This window comes from Curtobacterium sp. NPDC086286 (genome assembly GCF_044746255.1).
Taxonomy (GTDB): Bacteria; Actinomycetota; Actinomycetes; order Actinomycetales; family Microbacteriaceae; genus Curtobacterium.
On record NZ_JBIVBW010000002.1, the window covers coordinates 1 to 18,505 of the forward strand.

The 18,505-nt window shown below is 73.1% G+C and carries 17 protein-coding genes; 4 read left to right on the top strand and 13 right to left on the bottom strand.

Annotation, left to right across the window (positions count from 1 at the left end; genetic code table 11):
- Positions 1-186: 186 nt before the first annotated feature.
- Entirely contained in the window at positions 187-585 is a 399-nt protein-coding gene (locus ACIPKM_RS03485; protein WP_402736180.1) for a DMT family transporter, read from the bottom strand.
- A 1-nt stretch (position 586) separates the two neighbouring features.
- Positions 587-901, bottom strand: a complete 315-nt coding sequence (locus ACIPKM_RS03490) for a multidrug efflux SMR transporter (RefSeq protein WP_092384760.1) — start codon at positions 899-901, stop codon at positions 587-589.
- Positions 902-998: 97 nt separating this feature from the next.
- Between ACIPKM_RS03490 and ACIPKM_RS03495 the strand changes: the two genes are divergently transcribed.
- From ACIPKM_RS03495 to ACIPKM_RS03510, 4 genes are read left to right on the top strand one after another with little or no spacing between them, the layout of a single operon-like run.
- Positions 999-1,583, top strand: coding sequence for a TetR/AcrR family transcriptional regulator (locus ACIPKM_RS03495; protein ID WP_402736181.1), 585 nt, complete (start codon positions 999-1,001; stop codon positions 1,581-1,583).
- Positions 1,584-1,611: 28 nt separating this feature from the next.
- Entirely contained in the window at positions 1,612-2,643 is a 1,032-nt protein-coding gene (locus ACIPKM_RS03500; protein WP_071303407.1) for a permease, read from the top strand.
- A complete protein-coding gene (locus ACIPKM_RS03505) occupies positions 2,630-3,409 on the top strand; it encodes a TIGR03943 family putative permease subunit (protein ID WP_402736182.1) in 780 nt (259 codons plus the stop codon). The genes ACIPKM_RS03500 and ACIPKM_RS03505 overlap by 14 nt, the downstream gene beginning before the upstream one ends.
- On the top strand, positions 3,399-4,799 hold the full coding sequence (locus ACIPKM_RS03510) for a hypothetical protein (RefSeq protein ID WP_402736183.1): 1,401 nt from the start codon (positions 3,399-3,401) through the stop codon (positions 4,797-4,799). The genes ACIPKM_RS03505 and ACIPKM_RS03510 overlap by 11 nt, the downstream gene beginning before the upstream one ends.
- On the opposite strand, the gene ACIPKM_RS03515 is transcribed toward ACIPKM_RS03510, so the two are convergent.
- The 11 genes from ACIPKM_RS03515 to ACIPKM_RS03565 form a co-directional block, all read right to left on the bottom strand.
- Positions 4,796-5,755, bottom strand: coding sequence for an AraC family transcriptional regulator (locus ACIPKM_RS03515; protein WP_071295513.1), 960 nt, complete (start codon positions 5,753-5,755; stop codon positions 4,796-4,798). The two genes, ACIPKM_RS03510 and ACIPKM_RS03515, sit on opposite strands and share 4 nt — an antisense overlap.
- 147 nt (positions 5,756-5,902) lie before the next feature.
- Positions 5,903-6,949 carry an NAD(P)-dependent alcohol dehydrogenase gene (locus ACIPKM_RS03520; protein WP_071296525.1) on the bottom strand — a complete coding sequence of 349 codons (1,047 nt, stop codon included), beginning with the start codon at positions 6,947-6,949 and terminating at the stop codon, positions 5,903-5,905.
- Between the two features lie 142 nt (positions 6,950-7,091).
- On the bottom strand, positions 7,092-8,207 hold the full coding sequence (locus tag ACIPKM_RS03525; RefSeq protein WP_402736184.1) for a glycerate kinase: 1,116 nt from the start codon (positions 8,205-8,207) through the stop codon (positions 7,092-7,094).
- 392 nt (positions 8,208-8,599) lie between these two features.
- Positions 8,600-9,955 (bottom strand): M20/M25/M40 family metallo-hydrolase, encoded by a 1,356-nt coding sequence (locus ACIPKM_RS03530; protein ID WP_402736185.1) that lies wholly within the window; start codon positions 9,953-9,955, stop codon positions 8,600-8,602.
- Positions 9,952-11,514: an ABC transporter substrate-binding protein gene (locus tag ACIPKM_RS03535; protein ID WP_402736186.1), complete on the bottom strand. Its 1,563-nt coding sequence runs from the start codon at positions 11,512-11,514 to the stop codon at positions 9,952-9,954. The genes ACIPKM_RS03530 and ACIPKM_RS03535 overlap by 4 nt, the downstream gene beginning before the upstream one ends.
- On the bottom strand, positions 11,511-12,641 hold the full coding sequence (locus tag ACIPKM_RS03540) for an FAD-dependent oxidoreductase (RefSeq protein WP_402736187.1): 1,131 nt from the start codon (positions 12,639-12,641) through the stop codon (positions 11,511-11,513). Before ACIPKM_RS03540 ends, ACIPKM_RS03535 begins: the two co-directional genes overlap by 4 nt.
- Positions 12,638-13,906, bottom strand: a complete 1,269-nt coding sequence (locus ACIPKM_RS03545) for an NAD(P)/FAD-dependent oxidoreductase (RefSeq protein ID WP_402736188.1) — start codon at positions 13,904-13,906, stop codon at positions 12,638-12,640. The genes ACIPKM_RS03540 and ACIPKM_RS03545 overlap by 4 nt, the downstream gene beginning before the upstream one ends.
- Before the next feature lie 69 nt (positions 13,907-13,975).
- A complete protein-coding gene (bla, locus tag ACIPKM_RS03550) occupies positions 13,976-14,938 on the bottom strand; it encodes a class A beta-lactamase (RefSeq protein ID WP_402736189.1) in 963 nt (320 codons plus the stop codon).
- A gap of 26 nt (positions 14,939-14,964) precedes the next feature.
- Positions 14,965-15,975 carry an ornithine cyclodeaminase family protein gene (locus tag ACIPKM_RS03555; protein WP_402736190.1) on the bottom strand — a complete coding sequence of 337 codons (1,011 nt, stop codon included), beginning with the start codon at positions 15,973-15,975 and terminating at the stop codon, positions 14,965-14,967.
- On the bottom strand, positions 15,972-16,874 hold the full coding sequence (locus ACIPKM_RS03560; RefSeq protein ID WP_071294374.1) for an ABC transporter substrate-binding protein: 903 nt from the start codon (positions 16,872-16,874) through the stop codon (positions 15,972-15,974). The genes ACIPKM_RS03555 and ACIPKM_RS03560 overlap by 4 nt, the downstream gene beginning before the upstream one ends.
- Before the next feature lie 71 nt (positions 16,875-16,945).
- Positions 16,946-18,394 carry an MFS transporter gene (locus tag ACIPKM_RS03565; RefSeq protein WP_402736191.1) on the bottom strand — a complete coding sequence of 483 codons (1,449 nt, stop codon included), beginning with the start codon at positions 18,392-18,394 and terminating at the stop codon, positions 16,946-16,948.
- Positions 18,395-18,505 lie beyond the last annotated feature (111 nt).

Sequence of the window (18,505 nt, forward strand, 5' to 3'; positions counted from 1 at the left end):
GCCCCGCGCCCCCCCCCCCGCCCGGGGGGGGGCGGGCCCCCCCCCCCCCACCCCCTCCCCCCCCCCCCCGCCGCGGCCCGGGGGCCCCCCCCCCCCCCCCCCCGGGCGGGGGGGGGGGGGCCCCGCGCCCCCCCCGCCTCCAGTCCGTCTCGGGTCGCCACCCACCTCGCCGTCGCGAGTCTCGGGCTACCGGACAGAACTCGCGCGTTCCTCGCGCGGAAGTGTCCGCGGGGCCGAGTCTCGCGGCTTGGTAGAGGCGTGCGCCGGGCGGGCCGGGACGAGCTTCAGGCCGACGACGCAGCCGACGATCCCGGCGATGAGCAGCACGCGGAGCGCCGTCACGGGCTCCGCGCCGGTGGCCATGCCCCAGAGGACCGTGAGCGCCGCTCCGGTCCCCGTCCACACCGCGTAGGCGGTGCTGATCGGGATGTGCTTGAGCACGTACCCGAAGGCCCCGAGGCTCACCACGATGGTGATCGCGAAGACGATCGTCGGACGGAGCTCGGTGAAGCCGTCGCTCGCACCGAGGGCGGTGGCCCACACGGTCTCGAGCGCGGCGCTGACGAACAGGACGATCCACGGCACCTCAGCTCACCACCTTCAGGCCGATGACGCAGGCCACGAGCCCGAGCACGAGGGCGACCCGGGCGACGGACGCGGCCTCCTGCCCGCGGAGGATCGCGACGATCACGGTGAGCGATGCGCCGATGCCGACCCAGACCGCGTAGGCGGTGCCGACCGGGATCTCCTTCATGGCGAACGCCAACCCCACCATGCTGAGTGCCATGCCGACGACGAACACGATCGTCGGCACGACCTTCTTGAAGCCGTTCGATGCGCTCAGCGCAGTGGCCCACACTGCCTCGAGCACGCCCGACAGGACGAGGACTGTCCACGCCATGACGGTCTCCCTTCGATCTCGTTCCGCAAGTCGCACGACTGTGCGACAACGAACTCCACGGTAGCACGAACTCGTACGACTGTGCGAGTATTGGCCCGTGGCCAGGAGCATCGACATCGAGGAACGACGTCGCTCCGTGTCCGAAGCGGCGTGGCGGGTCCTCGCCCGTGACGGCCTCGGCGCGCTGAGCGTGCGGAACGTCGCGGCCGAGGCCGGGCTGCCGCCGAGCACCGTCCGCTACGTCTTCCCGACGCAGTCGAGCCTGCGCGAGCACACCATCACGCTCGTGTTCGACCGCACCCGGGAACGGATCGCCGCGATCCCCGAGGGGCTGCCGACCCGCGAGCGCGCGCACCAGCTCCTGCTCGAGCTGCTGCCCCTCGACGACGAGCGGGTCATCGAGCTCGAGGTGTACCTGGCGCTCGCGAACGCGGCCCTCACGGACGCCGAACTGCGGCCGGCGCTCGACCTGGTCGTGGTCGAGATGCGGGAGTGGAGCGAGGAGGTGCTCGAGCTCGTGGGCGTCCCGGCGGCCGATCGCGAGTACGAGGTCCGTCGGCTGCACGCCCTGATCGACGGGCTCGCGATGCACCTCGTGCGGCTCGCCCCGGGGGAGTCCGGCGACTGGGCGATCGACGTGCTCGACCGGCACCTCGACGGGCTCGCGCGGCGCTCACCGTAGGAGCGCGCGAGCGGCCTATCCTTGCCCGGTGACGACGACCACGCCGCCGCAGCAGCGCCCCACCGCCGCGTCCCGCTCCCGGAGCCTCACCGGCCCCGGGCTGGTGCTGCTCGCCGTCGCCGTGCTGCTCGGGATCCGCCTGCTCTCGCCGGCCGTCGGCACCGCGGGTCTGCCCGACGTCGTGCAGGACTTCCTCACGCTCGCGATCAGCGTCGTCGTCGAGTCCCTGCCGTTCGTGGTGCTCGGCATCCTGCTGTCCATCGTCGTCGAGGTGTGGGTCCCCGTCGGCGCGCTCGAGAAGGTCCTACCGCAGCGCCCGATCCCGCGCCGGGCCGTGATCTCCCTGATCGGCATGCTCTTCCCGGTGTGCGAGTGCGGGAACGTGCCACTCGCCCGCGGCCTCATGATGCGCGGCTTCACACCCGCCGAGGCCGTCACCTTCCTCGTCGCCGCCCCGATCCTCAACCCGCTCGTGATCATCAGCACCGCCCAGGCGTTCGGGTGGTCCGGCTGGATCCTGCCCGTGCGCATCGTCGGCGGTTTCGTCATCGCGAACCTCGTCGGCTGGATCGTCGCCGCGCACCGTCGTCCGACCGAGCTGCTGCTGCCCGCGTTCGAGGCCCGCTGCCGAGCGGCCGTCGGTGCCCCTCGGTCCCGGAACCGCTGGCGGGACAGTGCCGCGCAGTTCGGCGGCGAGACCGCGACGATGATGCCCGCGCTGTTCGTCGGCGCCGGGCTCGCCGCAGCGATCCAGGTCGCCGTGCCCCGGTCCACTCTCGTGTCGATCGGCGCGAACCCGGTGCTCTCCGTCGCGGCGATGATGCTCCTCGCGATGACGGTCTCCCTGTGCTCGAACGTCGACGCCTTCTTCGCGCTGTCCTTCGCGTCGACGTTCCTCCCCGGGTCGATCACCGCGTTCCTCATCATCGGGCCGATCATCGACGTGAAGATGATCGCCCTCCTCCGGACGACGTTCCGTGCGCGCTTCCTGGTGCTGCTCGCCGTCGTCTGCGTCCTGTTCGCCGCGACCGTCGGGTTGGTGATGAATGTCCTCGTCTGAGTCCCGCCTGTCGTCGTCCCTCGGCCTCGGGTCCGTGCTCGCGGTGGCGCTGTGCACGCTGTGGCTCGCCCTCGCCGGGCACCTCGACCTGTACATCAACCCGCGCTACTCGGTCTTCACGGTCGTGCTCGCGGCCGTCGCGGTGCCCGCGTCGATCGCCGGCCTCGTGGTGACCGCGCGCGGACACGGTCACGATCACGACGAGGGGCACGACCACCGCCCAGGAGGCGCGGCTCGCCGCACACGGATCGTCCTCAGCGGCGTGGCCGCGCTCGTCACCATCGGGGTCACCGCCGCCATGCTGGTCCTGCCTCCGACGACGCTGTCCGCCCGCACCGCGCAGCAGCGGAGCGTCGACTCGGCGACCCTGTCGAACGCCACCGGGTCCCAGGCCGCGGTGTCCCTGCTCGGCAGTACCTCGGTCGACACCTCGGAGTACGGCGTCAAGGACTGGGCCGCCCTCATCCGGCAGACGACCGACACCACGTCGCTCGTCGGCAAACGGGTCGACCTGACGGGCTTCGTCGTCTCGGGCGCGGACGGGTCCTTCACCCTCACCCGGTTCGTGATCAGCTGCTGCGCGGTGGACGCCCAACCCGTCGGGATCGGGGTCGACACCGACGGGACGGTCCCGGGTCAGGGCGCGTGGGTCCGGGTCCGCGGAGCGCTCGCCGCCAACCCGGACCAGTCGGCCGACGCCCGCATCGTCATCCGCGCCGCCACGGTGCGGGGCGTCGAGCAGCCCGAGGACCCGTATGAGTACTGAGCTGCGAGAACGCCCCCGGAACCGCTTCCGCCGTCGCCTCGTCGCGACCGTGCTGGTGTTCGTCGTCGTCGCCAGCGCCGCGGCGGTCGTCGGGTCGCAGCAGGGCCCACGGCTGCGCGACGTGTCGTACGACGCCTCCGGCCTGGTGTCCCGACCGGCACAGCGCGTGATCCTCACCGCGAACCAGGCGATCGAGCGCGTGTCGGCGCAGGACGTCCGGGTCAGTCCGGCAGCGGCGCACACCGTGACGTCGAGCGGCAACACCATCGCGGTCGAGTTCACCGGGCCCCTGGCCTACGACCGCTCGTACGAGATCTCGGTCGCGGGCGTCCGGGCGCCGGGGCAGCGTGCGACCGCCGACCTCCGCACCTCGATCCGCACGGGCAGCACCGACGTGCTCGCGCTGGTCCCGGGTGCCGCCGGCGGGAAGGACCGCATCGTCCGCCGGTCCCTCGACGCCGGGGGCTCGACGACCGTGTACGAGGGCACCGGCATCTCGGAGTACGTCCGCCTCGGCCGGTCGCTCGTCGTGGTGAGCGGCACGGACGCCGGGTCGTCGGTCGACATCGTGCCGCTCGCCGGCGGGGTGCAGGACGAGGACCTCCCGGTCGAGCACCTGACGCTCCCGACCGCCGAGGGACGTGTCACGGCCCTGCACGCCGCCGACGACGGCGCCTCGTTCGGCTTCGAGTACGCCGACACGTCCACCGGTCAGTCGCGCAACGTCGGGCTCTACGTCGTCGACATGACCGGCACCCACCTGCCGACCGCGATCGACGCGAGCGGGAAGCCGAGGACGGGGGCGGTCCCGATGAGCGTCGGGCAGTGGGCGTACGTGCCCCGCACGGAGAGCGCCCTCGTCCGCACCGGCAGCGACGACCTCGTGCTCGTCGACATGAGCGGGCGGACCGACCCCGTCCGGCTGGGGAGCGCCACGTACCTGCACGGCTTCGTCGGCACCGGCACCACGGCGGTGGTCGAGACCGGCACGGGGATCGTCCGCCTCGACCTGACGGACGGGAAGCGAACCGCGCTGCGGGCACCGGCCGGCAGCACCGACGCGGCGTACCTCGGCCGGATCGCCCCGCTCACCGACGACGGCTACCTGCGGGTGGTGGGCGACGTGCGTGCCGACGGGACGCTCGCCCAACGCATCGTGCGCGTGGAGGGGAGCCGCGCCTCCAGGCTGCCCGTCTCCGTCCCCGACGACGCGAGCGTCACGGCCGTCTGCCCGTCCCCGAACGGGCAGTTCGTCGCCGTGGCGACGAAGTCGGCCGGCGGCGTGCTCGTGAGCATCGTCGACGCGTCTTCCGGCGCGCTCGAGGCGAGCGTCGACGCCGGGTCCGTGGACTGGTGCACGGCGTTGCCGTCCGGCGACGAGGTCGGTTAGCGGCGGAGCGTCTGCTTCGGGTACTCCCCGAACCGCCGCAGGTACTCGCCCGAGAACCGGCCCATGTGCGTGAAGCCCCACCGCGCAGCGACGTCCGCGACGGAGACCTGACCGAGGTGGGCGGCGAGGAGGTCCTCGTGGGCGCGACGGAGACGGACCTCGCGCAGGTACTGCATCGGCGACCGGTCGAGCGTGCGCTGGAACGCCTCCTGCAGCCCGCGGACGCTGAGGTCGGCGACCCGGGCGACGTCCGACACGGTGAGGGGCTCGTGCGCGTGGGCGTGCAGGTACTCGACGGCAGCTCGGATGCGCGCGTTGCGGTGCTCGCCCCACCCCGGCGGGACCGCCTCGGCACGGAAGCGGTAGAGGTCGAGCAGCGCCGACGTCACCGCGCGCTGCGACTCGTGCCAGGCCAGCGAACCGCTCCCCGAGGTGCGGAGTGCCTGCACCGACGTGGCGACCGCTCCGCGCCACCGGGTGATCGCCGCGGCCGTCGGCGGTGTGGAGCGGTCGAAGTCGACGGTGTCGTCGACGAGGTACCGCTCGGACGCGACGTCGAGCACGAGGTCGCGGTCGAGGTGCACGAGCCGCTGGTCCCAGTCGCGGTACTCGACGTCGAAGCGGCGCTCGATCGGGAACAGCGTCGGGACGCCCGGTTGCATCTGGACGGCGTCACCGCCGACGTCCACGGTGGCGGTGCCGGCGTCGATCCACTGCACGACGACCTCGCCCTGGACGGCGACGTCCCCGCGGAGGGACCCGTGCATCTGCGACCGTCGGACGCTCATGCGCTCGTCGCCGATCCCGACGTAGCGGTACCAGTAGTCGCCGTCGGTGCGGCCGGAGTGCCAGGCGCGGCCGGCGTACATGCCGGCGAGGTCGGCGACCGCGGTGTCGGTGTCCGTCCCGGCGACGGACACGAGGGACGCGGGACCCTCGTCCGCCGTGCTGCTCATGGATCGAGTCTGGCGTGGGTGGCTGTGCCCGGCCCGTCAGCTGCGCCAGCCGGACGACCGGCTCGCGTTGTGTGGACAGACCGCGGGACGGACGGGAGGCGCGGTGCCAGCCGGCACCGCGCCTCCCGTCGCGTCGGTGGTCGCGTACTAGGCGAGCGTCGCCGCGTCGATCACGAAGCGGTAGCGGACGTCCGAGGACAGGACGCGCTCGTAGGCCTCGTTGATCTGGTCGGCGCTGATGAGCTCGGTCTCCGGCAGGATCCCGTGCTCGGCGCAGAAGTCGAGCATCTCCTGGGTCTCGCGGATGCCGCCGATCGCGGACCCGGCCCAGCTGAGCCGGCGCGGGATCAGGGCGAACGCCGGGACCTCGAGCGGCTCGGACGGTGCGCCGACGTTGACGAGGGTGCCGTCGACCTTGAGGAGGCCGAGGTAGGCACCCATCGGGATCTTCGCGGAGACCGTGTTGATGATCAGCTCGAAGGAGCTCGCGAGCTTCTCGAACGTCTCCGGGTCCTTCGTCGCGTAGTGGGCCGTCGCGCCGAAGCGGAGCGAGTCCTCCTGCTTGGAGGTGGTCTGCGACAGGACGGTGACCTCGGCGCCGAGTGCGACGGCGATCTTCACGGCCATGTGGCCGAGCCCGCCCATGCCGATCACGGCGACCTTCGAGCCGGGGCCGACGCCCCAGTGGTGCAGCGGCGAGTAGGTGGTGATGCCGGCGCAGAGCAGCGGCGCGACCTTCTCGATGTCGAGCGACTCTGGGACGCGGAGGACGAAGTCCTCGTTCACGACGACGGCCTGCGAGTAGCCGCCCTGGGTGATGCTGCCGTCGGCGGGGTCGACGCCGGCGTAGGTCTGGATGTTGCCCTTGAGGCAGTACTGCTCCTCGCCCTTGACACAGTTCTCGCACTCGCCGCAGGAGTTCACCATGCAGCCGACGCCGACGCGGTCGCCGACCTGGTGCTTGGTGACGTTCTCCCCGACGGAGGTGACGTGGCCGACGATCTCGTGGCCGACGACCTGCGGGTACTGGATCTCGCCCCACTCGCCGCGGACGGTGTGGATGTCCGAGTGGCAGATGCCGGCGTAGGCGATGTCGATCTCGACGTCGTTCGGGCCGACGTCGCGACGGGTGATGGTGGTCTTGACGAGCGGCTCGGTGGCCGACGGTGCGGCGTACGCGTTGACGGTGCGCATGGTCTCCTCGTGGGTGGTGCGTCCGGGCCGGTTCCGGCCCTCCACCAGTGTGGTGGAGCGCGCCATCGGGTGGGAGGTCCCGTTGGGGCACCCCTGCACGGAATGCGGGCGTGTCGCGTGCGGGCGCCGGGCTCGCCGGGCGTCAGGCCAGGCGGGCGAGTCGCTGGCCGGCGATCCGGGCGAAGCGCAGCGGGTCGGCGAGGGCGTCGTCCGGCTCGCCCGTCGTCTGCGTGGCCAGCACGGTGAGCGAGGCGGCAGCGTCGAAGTCGTCGAGCGCGGCGTCGATCGCACCGGCCACGAGCATCGCCCGGGCAGCCGGTGCGTGCGTCGATGCGAGGGTCCGCACCACGCTCGGTACCTTGCCGGCCGCGGACTGCCCGTCGTACCGGCCCTCGCCGGTGATCACGACGTCGGCGCCGTCGAGGAGCGCCGGCAGCCCGAGGACCTCGGCGACGGCGGCCGCTCCGCCCGCCAGCGTCGCACCCCAGGCGAGCAGTCCGAACCCGACACCGCCGGCCGCTCCGGCCCCGGGGGTCGTCGGGTCGACGTCGGGGAAGCAGCGCGCCCAGTCGGCCAGCCGGGCGTCGAAGGCGGCGATCCGTTCCGGTGCGATGCCCTTCTGTGGGCCGAACACCGCCGCGGCGCCGGTCGGTCCGAGCAGGGGCGAGGTCACGTCGGTCAGCACGACGGCGCCGTGCTCCGGCAGCCGGCGCATCCACGTGGTGTCGACGCCGGTGACGTCGTCGAGCAGCTCGGCCCCCTGACGCGGTCGAGGCGGGTGTTCGGGGACCGCGGGATCGATATGGATGAGTGCTCCCAGCCCGATCAGGGCGTCGGCGCCGCCGTCGGTCGAGGCGCTGCCGCCGATGCCGAGCACGAGCCCGGCCGCCCCGTCGTCGAGGGCGGCGGCGATCGCCTCGCCGAAGCCCCGGCTCGTCGCGGTGTCGGGCAGGACCTCGGGCAGCAGGGGGAGTCCGCTCGTGGCGGCGAGCTCGACCACGGCGCGGCCGTCGGGCAGCTGCAGCCAGTGCGTGTCGACGGGGACGCCGGCGGGACCGGTGACGGTGATCGGCACCCGGACGGCCAGCGGGATCGCCGTCTCGAAGGCGTCGAGCGTGCCCTCGCCGCCGTCCGCCATCGGTGCCAGGACGACCTCGTCGCCCGGACGTTCGGCGAGCCAGCCGTCGCGCAAGGCCGCTGCGATCTCGGCCGCCGTCGCGGTCCCCTTGAACGAGTCCGGAGCCACCACGATGCGCACGGCACCACCGTAGCGGACGGCCCGCGCGCCCCGGACGCCCCGGACTGCCCGGGCGCCTCGTGCGCCCCGGACGGCCCGAAGGCCCGGACGGCCCGTGCGCCCCGGACGGCCCGTGCGCCCCGGACGGCCCGTGCGCCCCGGACGGCCCGGGTGGTCCGGACGGCCCGGGTGGTCCGGACGGGCCGGGTGGTCCGGCCCGCTCGGACGGCAGCGGCGGTTCGGACGGCCGGACGCCCCGGGTGAGCGGCGCCGTCCGTCACCTGCACGGGACCCGCCATCGGCCAGCGTCGGTGAACGTTCTGGTTCGCGAGACCCGGGATTCGTGAACCAGAACGGTCACGGCCGAGACCGAACACGGACACCCACCCGCGGCGTGATCGGCCGCCGCGGGGTCAGGGGGTGGTGAGCGAGGCGAGGAAGAGCGCCTCGGCCAGGGCCATGTGCTCGATCTCGGACGGGTCGACGCTCTCGTCCGGGCCGTGCACGTTCGCCGCCGGCTCGGACACCCCGGCCAGGATCACCTCGACGTCCGGGATCGCCCGCTCGAGCGTCGCGCACAGCGGGATCGAGCCGCCGCCGCCGAGCGACCCGACCGGGGCGCCGTCGTACGCCTCCGAGAGCGCCGCGCGGAACGCCGCCGACGACGGACCGCCCTCGGCACGGAACCCGGCGCCCACCCCGGTGACCCGAGCCGTCACCTCGACGCCGGCCGGTGCGCGACGCAGCAGGTGCGCGACGAGCAGCTCGCCGGCTGCCGCGGGGTCGACACCCGGCGGCACGCGGAGGTTCAGCGCGGCACCGGCGGTCGCCTGCACGGCCGGCGAGGACCCCGCGACCGCCGGGGCGTCGATGCCCACGACCGTGAGGGCCGGGCGTGCCCAGACCTGGGACGCCGGGTCCGCCGAGCCGATCGGCACCGCGCCGTCGAGCAGCCCGGCGTCGGCGGCGAACCGGTCGGCGTCGTACGGCAGGCCGTCCCAGGTCTGCGAGGCGTCGAGGCCGTCGACCGTGGTGTCCCCGACCTCGTCTCGGAGCGTGGCGAGGAGCGCGACCAGCACCGCGATCGCGTCCGGCGCCGCCCCGCCGAACATCCCGGAGTGCACGGTGCCCCGCAGCGCGCGGACCCGGAGCTCGACGAACGCGGTGCCCCGGAGCGTCCTCACGAGCGCCGGCACCCCGACCGCGGCGTTCCCGGCGTCCATCACGACGGCGGTGCCCACGTGCCGGAAGTCGGCGGCGTGCGACGACACGTACTGCTCGAGGCCGTCGGTGCCCTGCTCCTCCGAACCCTCGACGACCACGACGAGCCCGACCGGGAACGCCCCGTGCACGTCGAGCAGCGCCCGGAGTGCCACGAGGTGCGTGACGATCCCGCCCTTGCAGTCCGCCGCGCCGCGACCGTAGAGCCGCCCGTCCCGCGGTGTCAGGGTCCACGGATCGCTCGTCCAGGCCGCGAGGTCGCCCGCGGGCTGCACGTCGTGGTGCGCGTAGAGCAGCACCGTCGGCGCCCCGGCCGGCGCGGGGTGGGTCGCGATGACCGCCCGCGAGCCGTCCGCGGTGGTGGCGAGTCGCGCCTCCAGGCCGAGGTCGCCGAACGCGACCCGCACGGCCTCCGCGACCCGGTGGCAGTCGTCGAGCGACTGCACGGCGGGGTCGTGGACCGACGGGATCGCGACGAGCGCGGCGAGGTCGTCGAGCCCGGCGGGCATGCGGGCGCGGACGGCGGCGCGCAGCGGGGAGCTGCTCACGAGCGACCGATCTCCCAGATCCGGAACTCGCCGGACGCGTCGACCGACTTCGACAGCCCGGTCAGCGACCCCTGCCCGACGACGTTCTCCTGCCCGGCGAGCAGCGGGATGAGCGGCACCGACTCGGCGGTGTCCTGCTGGATCTGCTCGATCTGCTGCTTCCGCTTCGCCGCGTCCGGCTCGACGGCCTGCGACGCGACGAGGCCGTTCACCGTGGCGTCGTCGAAGTGGTTCGCGAGCAGGTTCACGTCGGTCGCGCCGTACGCCGGGGTCAGGTACGACGAGGCGTCCGGGTAGTCCTGGAAGAAGCCGAGCTGGAACACGGGGTACTCGCCCTTGCCGACGTTCCCGACGTAGGTGTCCCAGCTGGCCGACTGCAGGTCGACCGTGAACAGGCCGGTGTCCTCGAGCTGCTGCTGGATGAGCGCGTACTCGTCGTCGGAGCCCGAGCCGTAGTGGTCGGTCGTGTACTCGATCGGCAGCCGCACCGGAGTGGTCACACCGGCATCACGCAGGATCGATTTCGCGTCGGCGCCGTCGTACGCGTCCTCGAACGCCTCGGTCGCGCCCTGGAACCCGTTCGGCACGATCGAGTACGCCGGGGTGTAGGCGCCCTGGTAGACGTCCTTCGCGATCGCCTCGCGGTCGATCGTCGCCGCGACGGCCTGCCGGATCGCCTGCTTCTGCGCGGCGTCCTTCCCGGGCATCGTCTGCAGGTTGAACGCCAGGAACCGGACCTCGCCGGAGTCGCCGTGCACGGTCTGCAGCGAGTCGTCCGAGGACAGCGACGTCACCTCGGTCGGGGTGAGCTGGCGGTAGGCGACGTCGGCGTCCCCCTTCTGCACGGCGAGCTTGAGGTCCGCGGACTTCGTGTACTGCTTGATCGTCACGCTCTTCGTGGCCGGCGCGTCGCCGTCGTACCGAGTGTTCGCGGTGAGGGCGATCGTCGCCCCGCCGTCCGCGGCGTCCTGCAGCGCGTAGGGCCCGGAGCCGACGACCCCGTCGTTCGCGTGCACCTTCGTCGCGGAGAACACCTTCGAGTCCACGATCGCTCCCGCCATGCTCGCGAGCACGTACGGGAACGTCTGGTCGTCCGCCTGCTTCAGGGTGAACGTCACGGTGCTGCCCGACGCCGACACGGACGCCATGTTGGCCAGCAGCGAGCCCGGGCCGTTCGTCGACCCGAGGGACACCTGGCGCTCGAACGAGAACACCACGTCCTTGGCGGTCAGGTCGTCACCGTTCGAGAACGTGAGGCCGTCCCGGATCTCGCACACGTAGTGCGTGCCGTCGGTGAAGTCGCAGGACTTCGCGACCTCGGGTCTGGTCGTGGTCTTCCCGGCGGGGTAGGTGAGCAGGTGCTGGTAGAGCTGCGTCTGCACCGTGTAGCTCCCGCGGTCCCAGGCGCCGGCCGGGTCGAGGGACGTCACGACGTCGGTGGTGCCGACGACGAGCCCGTCGACGGCGTCCGTGCCGGACGAGCCGGTGGACGCGCAACCGGTGAGCACGGCGGCGGCGGTGGCGGTGAGCGCGATGGCGCTGAGGAGTCGGGTCGTCATGGTCCTGAGGGAGTGGGGTGGTGCTTCGAGAGGGAGAAGCGGGCCGGGGGTGGTGGCCCGTCGGTCGCGAGGTCGGCGATCATGTCGCCGAGCAACGGAGCGAACTTGAAGCCGTGGCCGGAGAACCCGGTCGCGACCGTGACCGGACCTCGACGGTCGATCACGAAGTCCTCGTCGGGGGAGTTGTCGTACAGGCAGCTGATGAACGTCGGCTTCGTCGCGTCGACCCCCGGCACGTACCGGGCGACGTACGCCTGCAGGCGCTCGGCCTCGGCGGGCACGGGGGTGAAGTCGCGGTGGTCGGGGTCGACCACGGGGCCGGTGCCGTGGAACCCGACCTTGACGCCCTCGCCCGGGGTCAGCAGGCCGTACACGTCGTCGCCGTCGGCCCAGTGCACGAAGCTCGGCCACGCCTCGTCCGGCAGGTGGCTGGGGAAGTGGGCGGGCTGCTCCTGCGTGACACGGAGGGCCGGGAGGCGCGCCCCGCGTTCCGCGAGCAGGTCGCCCACCAGCGTGGGTGCCCACGACCCCACGGCCGCGATCACCGAGGACGTGCGGTGGGTGGACCCGTCGGACAGCGCCACGGTCACCTCGTCGCCGTGGTCCTCGAGCCCGGTGACCCGGGTGTCGAAGCGGAGGTCGGCGAGCCCCGTGCGGTCGGCCAGCGTGAGGAACACCTCGATCGCGCGGTCGGACCGGATCCGTCCCGCGGTCGCGTGCGTCAGGACGTGCCCCTCGAACGCGATGCCCGGCCAGCGCGCGGCGGCGGCGTCCGGGCTGAGGGTCTCGTGGGGGATGCCGGCGTCCGCGAGCGCCGTGGCGATGGCGTCGACGACCGCGGGCCGCCCGTGGTCGACAGCGCCCGTCCGGACGATCAGCTCCTCGCCCGCCGCAGCCTCGAGCGCCTCCCACAGTGCGAGCGCCCGGGTGGTCAGTGCGACGTACTCGGCATCGGCGTAGCCCTGCCGGAAGATCCGGGTGGCGCCGTGCGACGACCCCCGGTGGTGCCCCCGCTCGTGCTGCTCGACGAGCACGACGCGCTCGCCGCGGAGCGTGAGGGCGTACGCGGTGGCGGCGCCGACGACCCCGCCGCCGATCACGACGTGCGTCGTCGTCCGGTCGCTCATGCCGTCGCTCCGGCGCGTCGGGCATCGGCCTCGCGTCGGGCCGGCATCATCGCCACGACGTCGGCCTCGCTCGGCGCACGGGCCGGGAAGCGTGCGGGGTCGTACCGGCTCGCGTCGCCGAGGGTGGTCGTCCCCGCGACGCTCAGCTCGGCGGCGATCCGGCCGAGACCGGGGCCGTGGGTGACGCCGGACTCGTTGTCCCCGCCCGCAACCACGAGCCCGGCGAGCTCGGGGACCGGGCCGACGATGAAGTTCCGGTCGGCGGTCATCGACACCACGCCCTGCGTCGGGGTCTCGTCCGCTCCGAGCACGCCCGCCGCCGCTGGGAGGAGCCGCGCGACGATCGGGTGCACGGAGGTCCGCATGGCGTCGAGCAGGTCCGTCCGGACCGGGCGGCGCGCGGGTTCGGTGCCCCGGTCCGCGCCACCGACGTGCAGCGCCTCGTACCCGCTCCCGGCGCCGTAGGTCAGGCCGCCGCGGTGCTCCCGGATCCAGAGCCCCTCGAGCTCGGGGAGCATCAGGGTCGGCAGCGTGCCCGGCAGGCCGAACGGCTTCGTGACGAGGCGACTCGCGACCACGCGCACCGTCGGGAGCTCGCGACCGAGGGGCGCGAGCAGGGCGTTCGTCCAGCTGCCGGCGGCGAGGACGACCCGCGCGGCGTCGATGACCTCGCCACCCGCGGTCCGGACGCCCGTGACGGAGCCGTCCCGTGCCTCCAGGCCCGCGACCGCGGTGTGCTCACGGATCTCGACGCCCTTCGCACGCAGCGCACTGACCAGCGCGGCGGCCGTGTCGGGCGCGCTGATCTGGATGCCGTCCGGGTGCAGGAAGCCGGCCGTCACGGCGGACGGGTCGAGTCCGGGGACGAGGTCGGCCGCCTCGGCCGGGGTGAGCGTCCGCGCACCGGCCGGGCGCAGCGGGTGGTCCTCGAACGGCGGGATGTGGTCCGCGCGGCCCTGTTCGGTGACCGTCAGCCAGACGTTCCCGTTGCGGCGGTAGCCCGTCGGACCGTGGCCGGACTCGGCCAGCCGCCGGTAGAAGTCGATGCCGTACTGCTCGACGTCGCGTTCGGACTCGTTCCAGTACCAGGCGTACCCGGCTGCCCACTGGCCCACGAACCCGGCACCGGCGGTCGTCGTGCCACCGGCGGCGGGGCCGCTGTCGACGAGGACGACGCGCTGCCCGAGGTCGGCGAGGTGCCACGCGGTGCTCAGACCGATGATGCCGGCGCCGACGACGACCGTGGGGGAGTCGGGGGAGGACATGACCAGATCGTAGTTGCCCGGCGTCCCCGACAGGTGTCGTGCATGACGCCGTGTGACGCCGGGCGGCCGTCAGCCGTCGAACGCGTCGAGCACCGCCGCGGCGGACCGTGCGACGAGGGCGTCGTCGTAGGCGGTGTCGGGGGCGTTGCGGGTCGTGAGGACGGCGATGACGATCGGGCGGCCGTCCGGCCGGGTCACGCGTGCGACGTCGTTCCGGATGCCGCCCGCGCCGCCGGACTTGTCGACCACCGTCCAGCCGTCGGGAGCGCCTGCGCGGACGAGGGTGTCGCCGGTGGCGTTGCCGCTCATCCAGTGCTCGAGCAGCGCGGTGTCGGAGCGTCCGAGCGTCTGGCCGTCGAGCACGGTGGCGAGCGTCGCCGCGAACGCCGCCGGGGTCGTGGTGTCCTCGGTGCTGCCGGGCTCGATCGTGTTGAGGGCCGGTTCGTCGTGCACGACCTCGGTGGTGCGGTCCCCGAGCTCCGCCAGTGCTCGGTCGAGCCGCGCGGGGCCTCCGATGCGGTCGAGGACGAGGTTCAGGGCCAGGTTGTCGCTCTGCCGGACCGCGGCCTCGGCGAGCTGGGCGATCGTCAGGCCGTCGGCGACGTGCTCGCTCGTGACGGGGGAGTGGCCGGCGGCGGTGGCGTCCGCCGCACTCCAGCGCACCCGCTCGTCCCGGTCGGCGCCGTGCACCGCGCGGAGGAACTGCGCCGCCGCGAACGCCTTGAGGGTCGACGCGTAGCCGAAGCGGCGATCGCCGTTGTACGCGACGGTCTCGCCGGTGGTGGTGTCGGTCGCGACGACGCCGACCGTGGCGTCGTACTCCCGCTCGAGGTCGGCGAGGGTGCGGGCGACGGCAGCCCGGTCGGCGGCGGTGATGGTCGGGGTCGGCGAGGGCGTCGGCGTCGGTGAGGACGGGGGTGTGCGCGTCGGTGACGGTGCGGTCACGGTGGTGCCCGGGCTCCCGCCGCTGCAGCCGGTCAGGGCGAGCGCGGCGACGATGCCGGCGACGACCAGGGGGAGAGCACGGCGCATGGCAGCACCCTGCCGCCCGACCCTGGTCACCTGCCGGGAACCGGTACCCCGACCCGTGCGACCGCGACCTCCGTCCCGACGCGCCGTTCCCGCGCGAGCTCGATCACGCGGGCGGCGACGGCGAGGTCCTGCGCGCCGAGCCCGACCGAGTCGAACACGGTGACCTCGTCGTCCGTGGTCCGGCCCGGGGCACGCCCGGCGACGACCTCGCCGAGCTCAGCGGGGTGGAGGGCCTGCGGGACCGTCCCCTCGACGACGGCCTCGAGCAGGTCGCCGGACTTCGTCCACGCCGTCGCACGGCTGTCGACGAACAGGGTGCCGCGCGCCATCGCGGCGCCGTCGAGCTCCCGGTGGGTCGGGCGCGGACGTGCTCCGACCGCGTTCACGTGCTGGCCCGCGTGCAACCAGGCTCCTCGGACGACGGGATCGACCGAGGGCGTGAGGGTGCAGAGCACGTCGGACCCCTCGACCACCCGACGGGCCTCGTGCACCACCCCGCACCGCCCGGCGACGTCCGGGCCGACGGCGTCGAGGAAGCGGGCGACCGTTCCCGACGAGCGCGACCAGAGGACGATCCGCTCGAACGGTCGCACGGCCTCGAACGCGCGGACGTGCTCGACGGCGAGGTTGCCCGCGCCGAGGATCCCGAGGGTCCGGCTGCCCGAGCGGGCGAGGTGCTTCGTCGCGACCACGGTGGTCGCCGCGGTCCGGGCCCGGGTGATGGCCATGCCGTCGAGGACCGCCACGCACTCACCCGTCACCGACGAGGACACCAGGATCGTCGACCGCTGCGAGGGCAGCCCCCGTGCGCTGTTCTCGGGGATGTCGGCCATCAGCTTGACGGCGACGAGCCCCAGTCGGTCGGACCGCACGGCCATCGGCAGGAAGAGCGCGTCGTCGGCGCCGGTCAGGGCGACCGGAGCCGGCTGCTGCATCGCGCCGGTCCCGAGGTCGGCGTGGACGGCCTCCACGGCCCCGACGACGTCGACGGCGTCGATGAGACCGGCGACGTCGGCGGCGCCGAGGACGACGGTCACGACGCGGCGACGGCGGTCGAGGCGCCGAGCAGCTCCTCGAGCGACGGGGTGTGGGTCGTGAGCCCGCCGTCGAACAGGATGCGCATCCAGCGGTCGGAGGCCTCGCGGTCGACGACCGCGGTGTCCCAGACGCCCCCGGCGGCCATCTCGTCGGCGGCCCGCCGCAGCAGGGCAGCGTCCTTCTCCGGCCACCGGGCGGCGAGCACGGCCGCGATCTCGGCGTCGGCGTCGCCCGCGGTGATCTTGGCCATCGCGGCGGCGATGCCGTCGACGAACCGGTCGACCCGGTCGCCGAGCTCGTCGATGCGGTCCGTGCGCGTGTAGTAGACGCTGTTCGGCATCACGCCACCGGCGTCGAGGTGCCGGAATACGATGGTGCCCCCACCGGCGGCGACGAGTTCCTGGGCGGAGACGAGGTCGAGGATGATCGCGTCACCGAGGCCGCCCTGGTAGAGCTCGATGAGCATCGCGGTGGAGAGGTCACGGACGAAGCGGGTCGCGGCGACGTCGAACCCGGCCTCGCGGACGAGTCCGGCGGTGAACTCGTACGGTGCGCTGCCGCCGGCCCCGGGCGCCAGGACGACCTTGCCGGCGAGCCAGTCCAGGGTGATCGGGGCGGTCTCGTCGCGGGCGACGATGGTCATCGGGAACCCGTGGTTGAGCTGTCCCACGACGGAGAGCTTCCTCGAGGTGCCGGCGTACATCGCGGGGACCCACAGGCCGCCGAGCGCGAGGTCGGCCTCGTGCGAGTCGATGTCGTCGAGCACGCCGGTCCACGGGTCGCACGCCTTCGCGGTGACGGCCAGGCCGCGCTCGGCGAACAGTCCGCCGACGTCGGCGACGTACTCGGGCAGGTAGTTCAGGCCGTTCGCGGTCGCCGAGATCTTCAGGGTGTCCATGGTGTTCTCCGATCGTGGGGTGGTGGGCCGGGATGTCCGGCCCACCGGGGTGGTGCGGGTGGTGCCGTCGGTCAGGCGGTGGAGGTCGAGAGGGCGTTCTCGTTGACGTCCTCGAGGGAACGTCCGCGGGTCTCGGGGGCGAAGCGCGACGCGACCACGAGCACCGCGTACATGACGGCGGCGAGTCCGAAGACACCGGCGAAGGCCCACGAGCCGTACAGGGCGATGGCCGCGAAGGGCATGACCGCTCCGGCGATGTTGCCGATGCCGTTGACGATCGAGGCGCCGGATGCGCGGATCGCGGTCGGGTAGACCTCGGCGGTCCAGGCGGCGAGCGTGGTGTTCGTCAGCATCGTGAAGAACTGGAAGAGGGCGCCGAGCACGAGGATCGCGGCGGTGTCGTTGCCGAACGCCGCGAACGCCAGGGCGGTGAGGCAGCCGAGGATGCCCGCGACGGCGATGAGGGGCCGGCGTCCGACGCGGTTGGCGAGGAGTGCCGCTGCCGTGCACCCGAGGAGCGAACCGATGTTCATGATCATCGTGTAGAGCAGGCTCTGCGACACCGTGTAGCCGCGCTCGACGAGCAGGGTCGGCATCAGGAAGTTCAGCGTGACCTGGACGCCGAAGGCCATCCACGACGCGACGCCGATCGCGATCGTCCGGCGGAGCACCAGCTTGTGGAAGACCGCGGCAGGCGAGGAGTGCAGCGCGACCGGGGGCAGGTCAGCCGGCGTCAGACGCACCGGGGGCGCGGTCTCGGCGGGCGGCGTGAGCGTGTTCGAAGCGAGGATCGCGAGCGATCGGTTCGCCTCGTCGACACGGCCCTTCGAGAGCAACCAGCGCGGCGTCTCGGGCAGCTTGCGGCGGTACAGGACGACGAACAGTGCGGGGATCGCGAGGATCACGAAGGTCCAGCGCCAGACGTGGTCGTCACCACCGAGCGGGACGGCCAGCGGCCCGAGCAGCAGCAGGAAGAGGCCGTAGGAGATGAAGTTGCCGATGCCTCCGGCACCGACGTTGATGGTCGCGATGAGACCACCGCGGTACTTCGTGGCCACCATCTCGGACAGCATCGCGATGCCGATCATGAACTCGCCGCCGACGCCGATGCCGACGATGAACCGACTGACGAGCAGCATGTCGAAGTTGAACGACACCGCGCTGAGCAGGCCGCCGAGCGTGTAGACGAGCAGGTTGAGGCCGAGCGAGAACCGTCGGCCGTACTTGTCGGCGAGCCAGCCGGCCAGGAACCGTCCGACCAGGCCACCCAGGACGGTGGCGGTGTTGATCGTCGAGAGCTGCACGTCGCCGATGGCGAGCGAGGCCTTGATGTTGGTGGCCATCGCGCCGACGGAGTTCTGCTCGAGCGTGTCGAAGAACTCCCCGGCGAGGATGAGCATGAGGACCCAGAACTGGGCCCGGGTGAAGCCGATCGAGTCGAGGGCGGATCCGATGCCGCCCTCGGGTCGGGCGGCGGACGCGGTTCGGGTTGGTGCGGTGGAGCGGGTGACAGCGGACATTCGTGACTCCAGCGGGGGAAGAGTGAGGGCGGTGCACCGTGCGGTCACTCTTTTGTATACGAAAAGCTGTTTCGGGCTGGTTTCGAACACGAGACGGTTCGTTACGGCTGC

Bases quoted from the DNA above. Each gene is read 5' to 3' on its own strand.
- bla (WP_402736189.1), bottom strand. From the start codon at position 14,938: ATGCGCCGTGCTCTCCCCCTGGTCGTCGCCGGCATCGTCGCCGCGCTC.
- ACIPKM_RS03515 (WP_071295513.1), bottom strand. From the start codon at position 5,755: ATGAGCAGCACGGCGGACGAGGGTCCCGCGTCCCTCGTGTCCGTCGCC.
- ACIPKM_RS03520 (WP_071296525.1), bottom strand. From the start codon at position 6,949: ATGCGCACCGTCAACGCGTACGCCGCACCGTCGGCCACCGAGCCGCTC.
- ACIPKM_RS03505 (WP_402736182.1), top strand. From the start codon at position 2,630: ATGTCCTCGTCTGAGTCCCGCCTGTCGTCGTCCCTCGGCCTCGGGTCC.
- ACIPKM_RS03560 (WP_071294374.1), bottom strand. From the start codon at position 16,874: ATGGACACCCTGAAGATCTCGGCGACCGCGAACGGCCTGAACTACCTG.
- ACIPKM_RS03540 (WP_402736187.1), bottom strand. From the start codon at position 12,641: ATGAGCGACCGGACGACGACGCACGTCGTGATCGGCGGCGGGGTCGTC.
- ACIPKM_RS03545 (WP_402736188.1), bottom strand. From the start codon at position 13,906: ATGTCCTCCCCCGACTCCCCCACGGTCGTCGTCGGCGCCGGCATCATC.
- ACIPKM_RS03565 (WP_402736191.1), bottom strand. From the start codon at position 18,394: ATGTCCGCTGTCACCCGCTCCACCGCACCAACCCGAACCGCGTCCGCC.
- ACIPKM_RS03535 (WP_402736186.1), bottom strand. From the start codon at position 11,514: ATGACGACCCGACTCCTCAGCGCCATCGCGCTCACCGCCACCGCCGCC.
- ACIPKM_RS03490 (WP_092384760.1), bottom strand. From the start codon at position 901: ATGGCGTGGACAGTCCTCGTCCTGTCGGGCGTGCTCGAGGCAGTGTGG.
- ACIPKM_RS03510 (WP_402736183.1), top strand. From the start codon at position 3,399: ATGAGTACTGAGCTGCGAGAACGCCCCCGGAACCGCTTCCGCCGTCGC.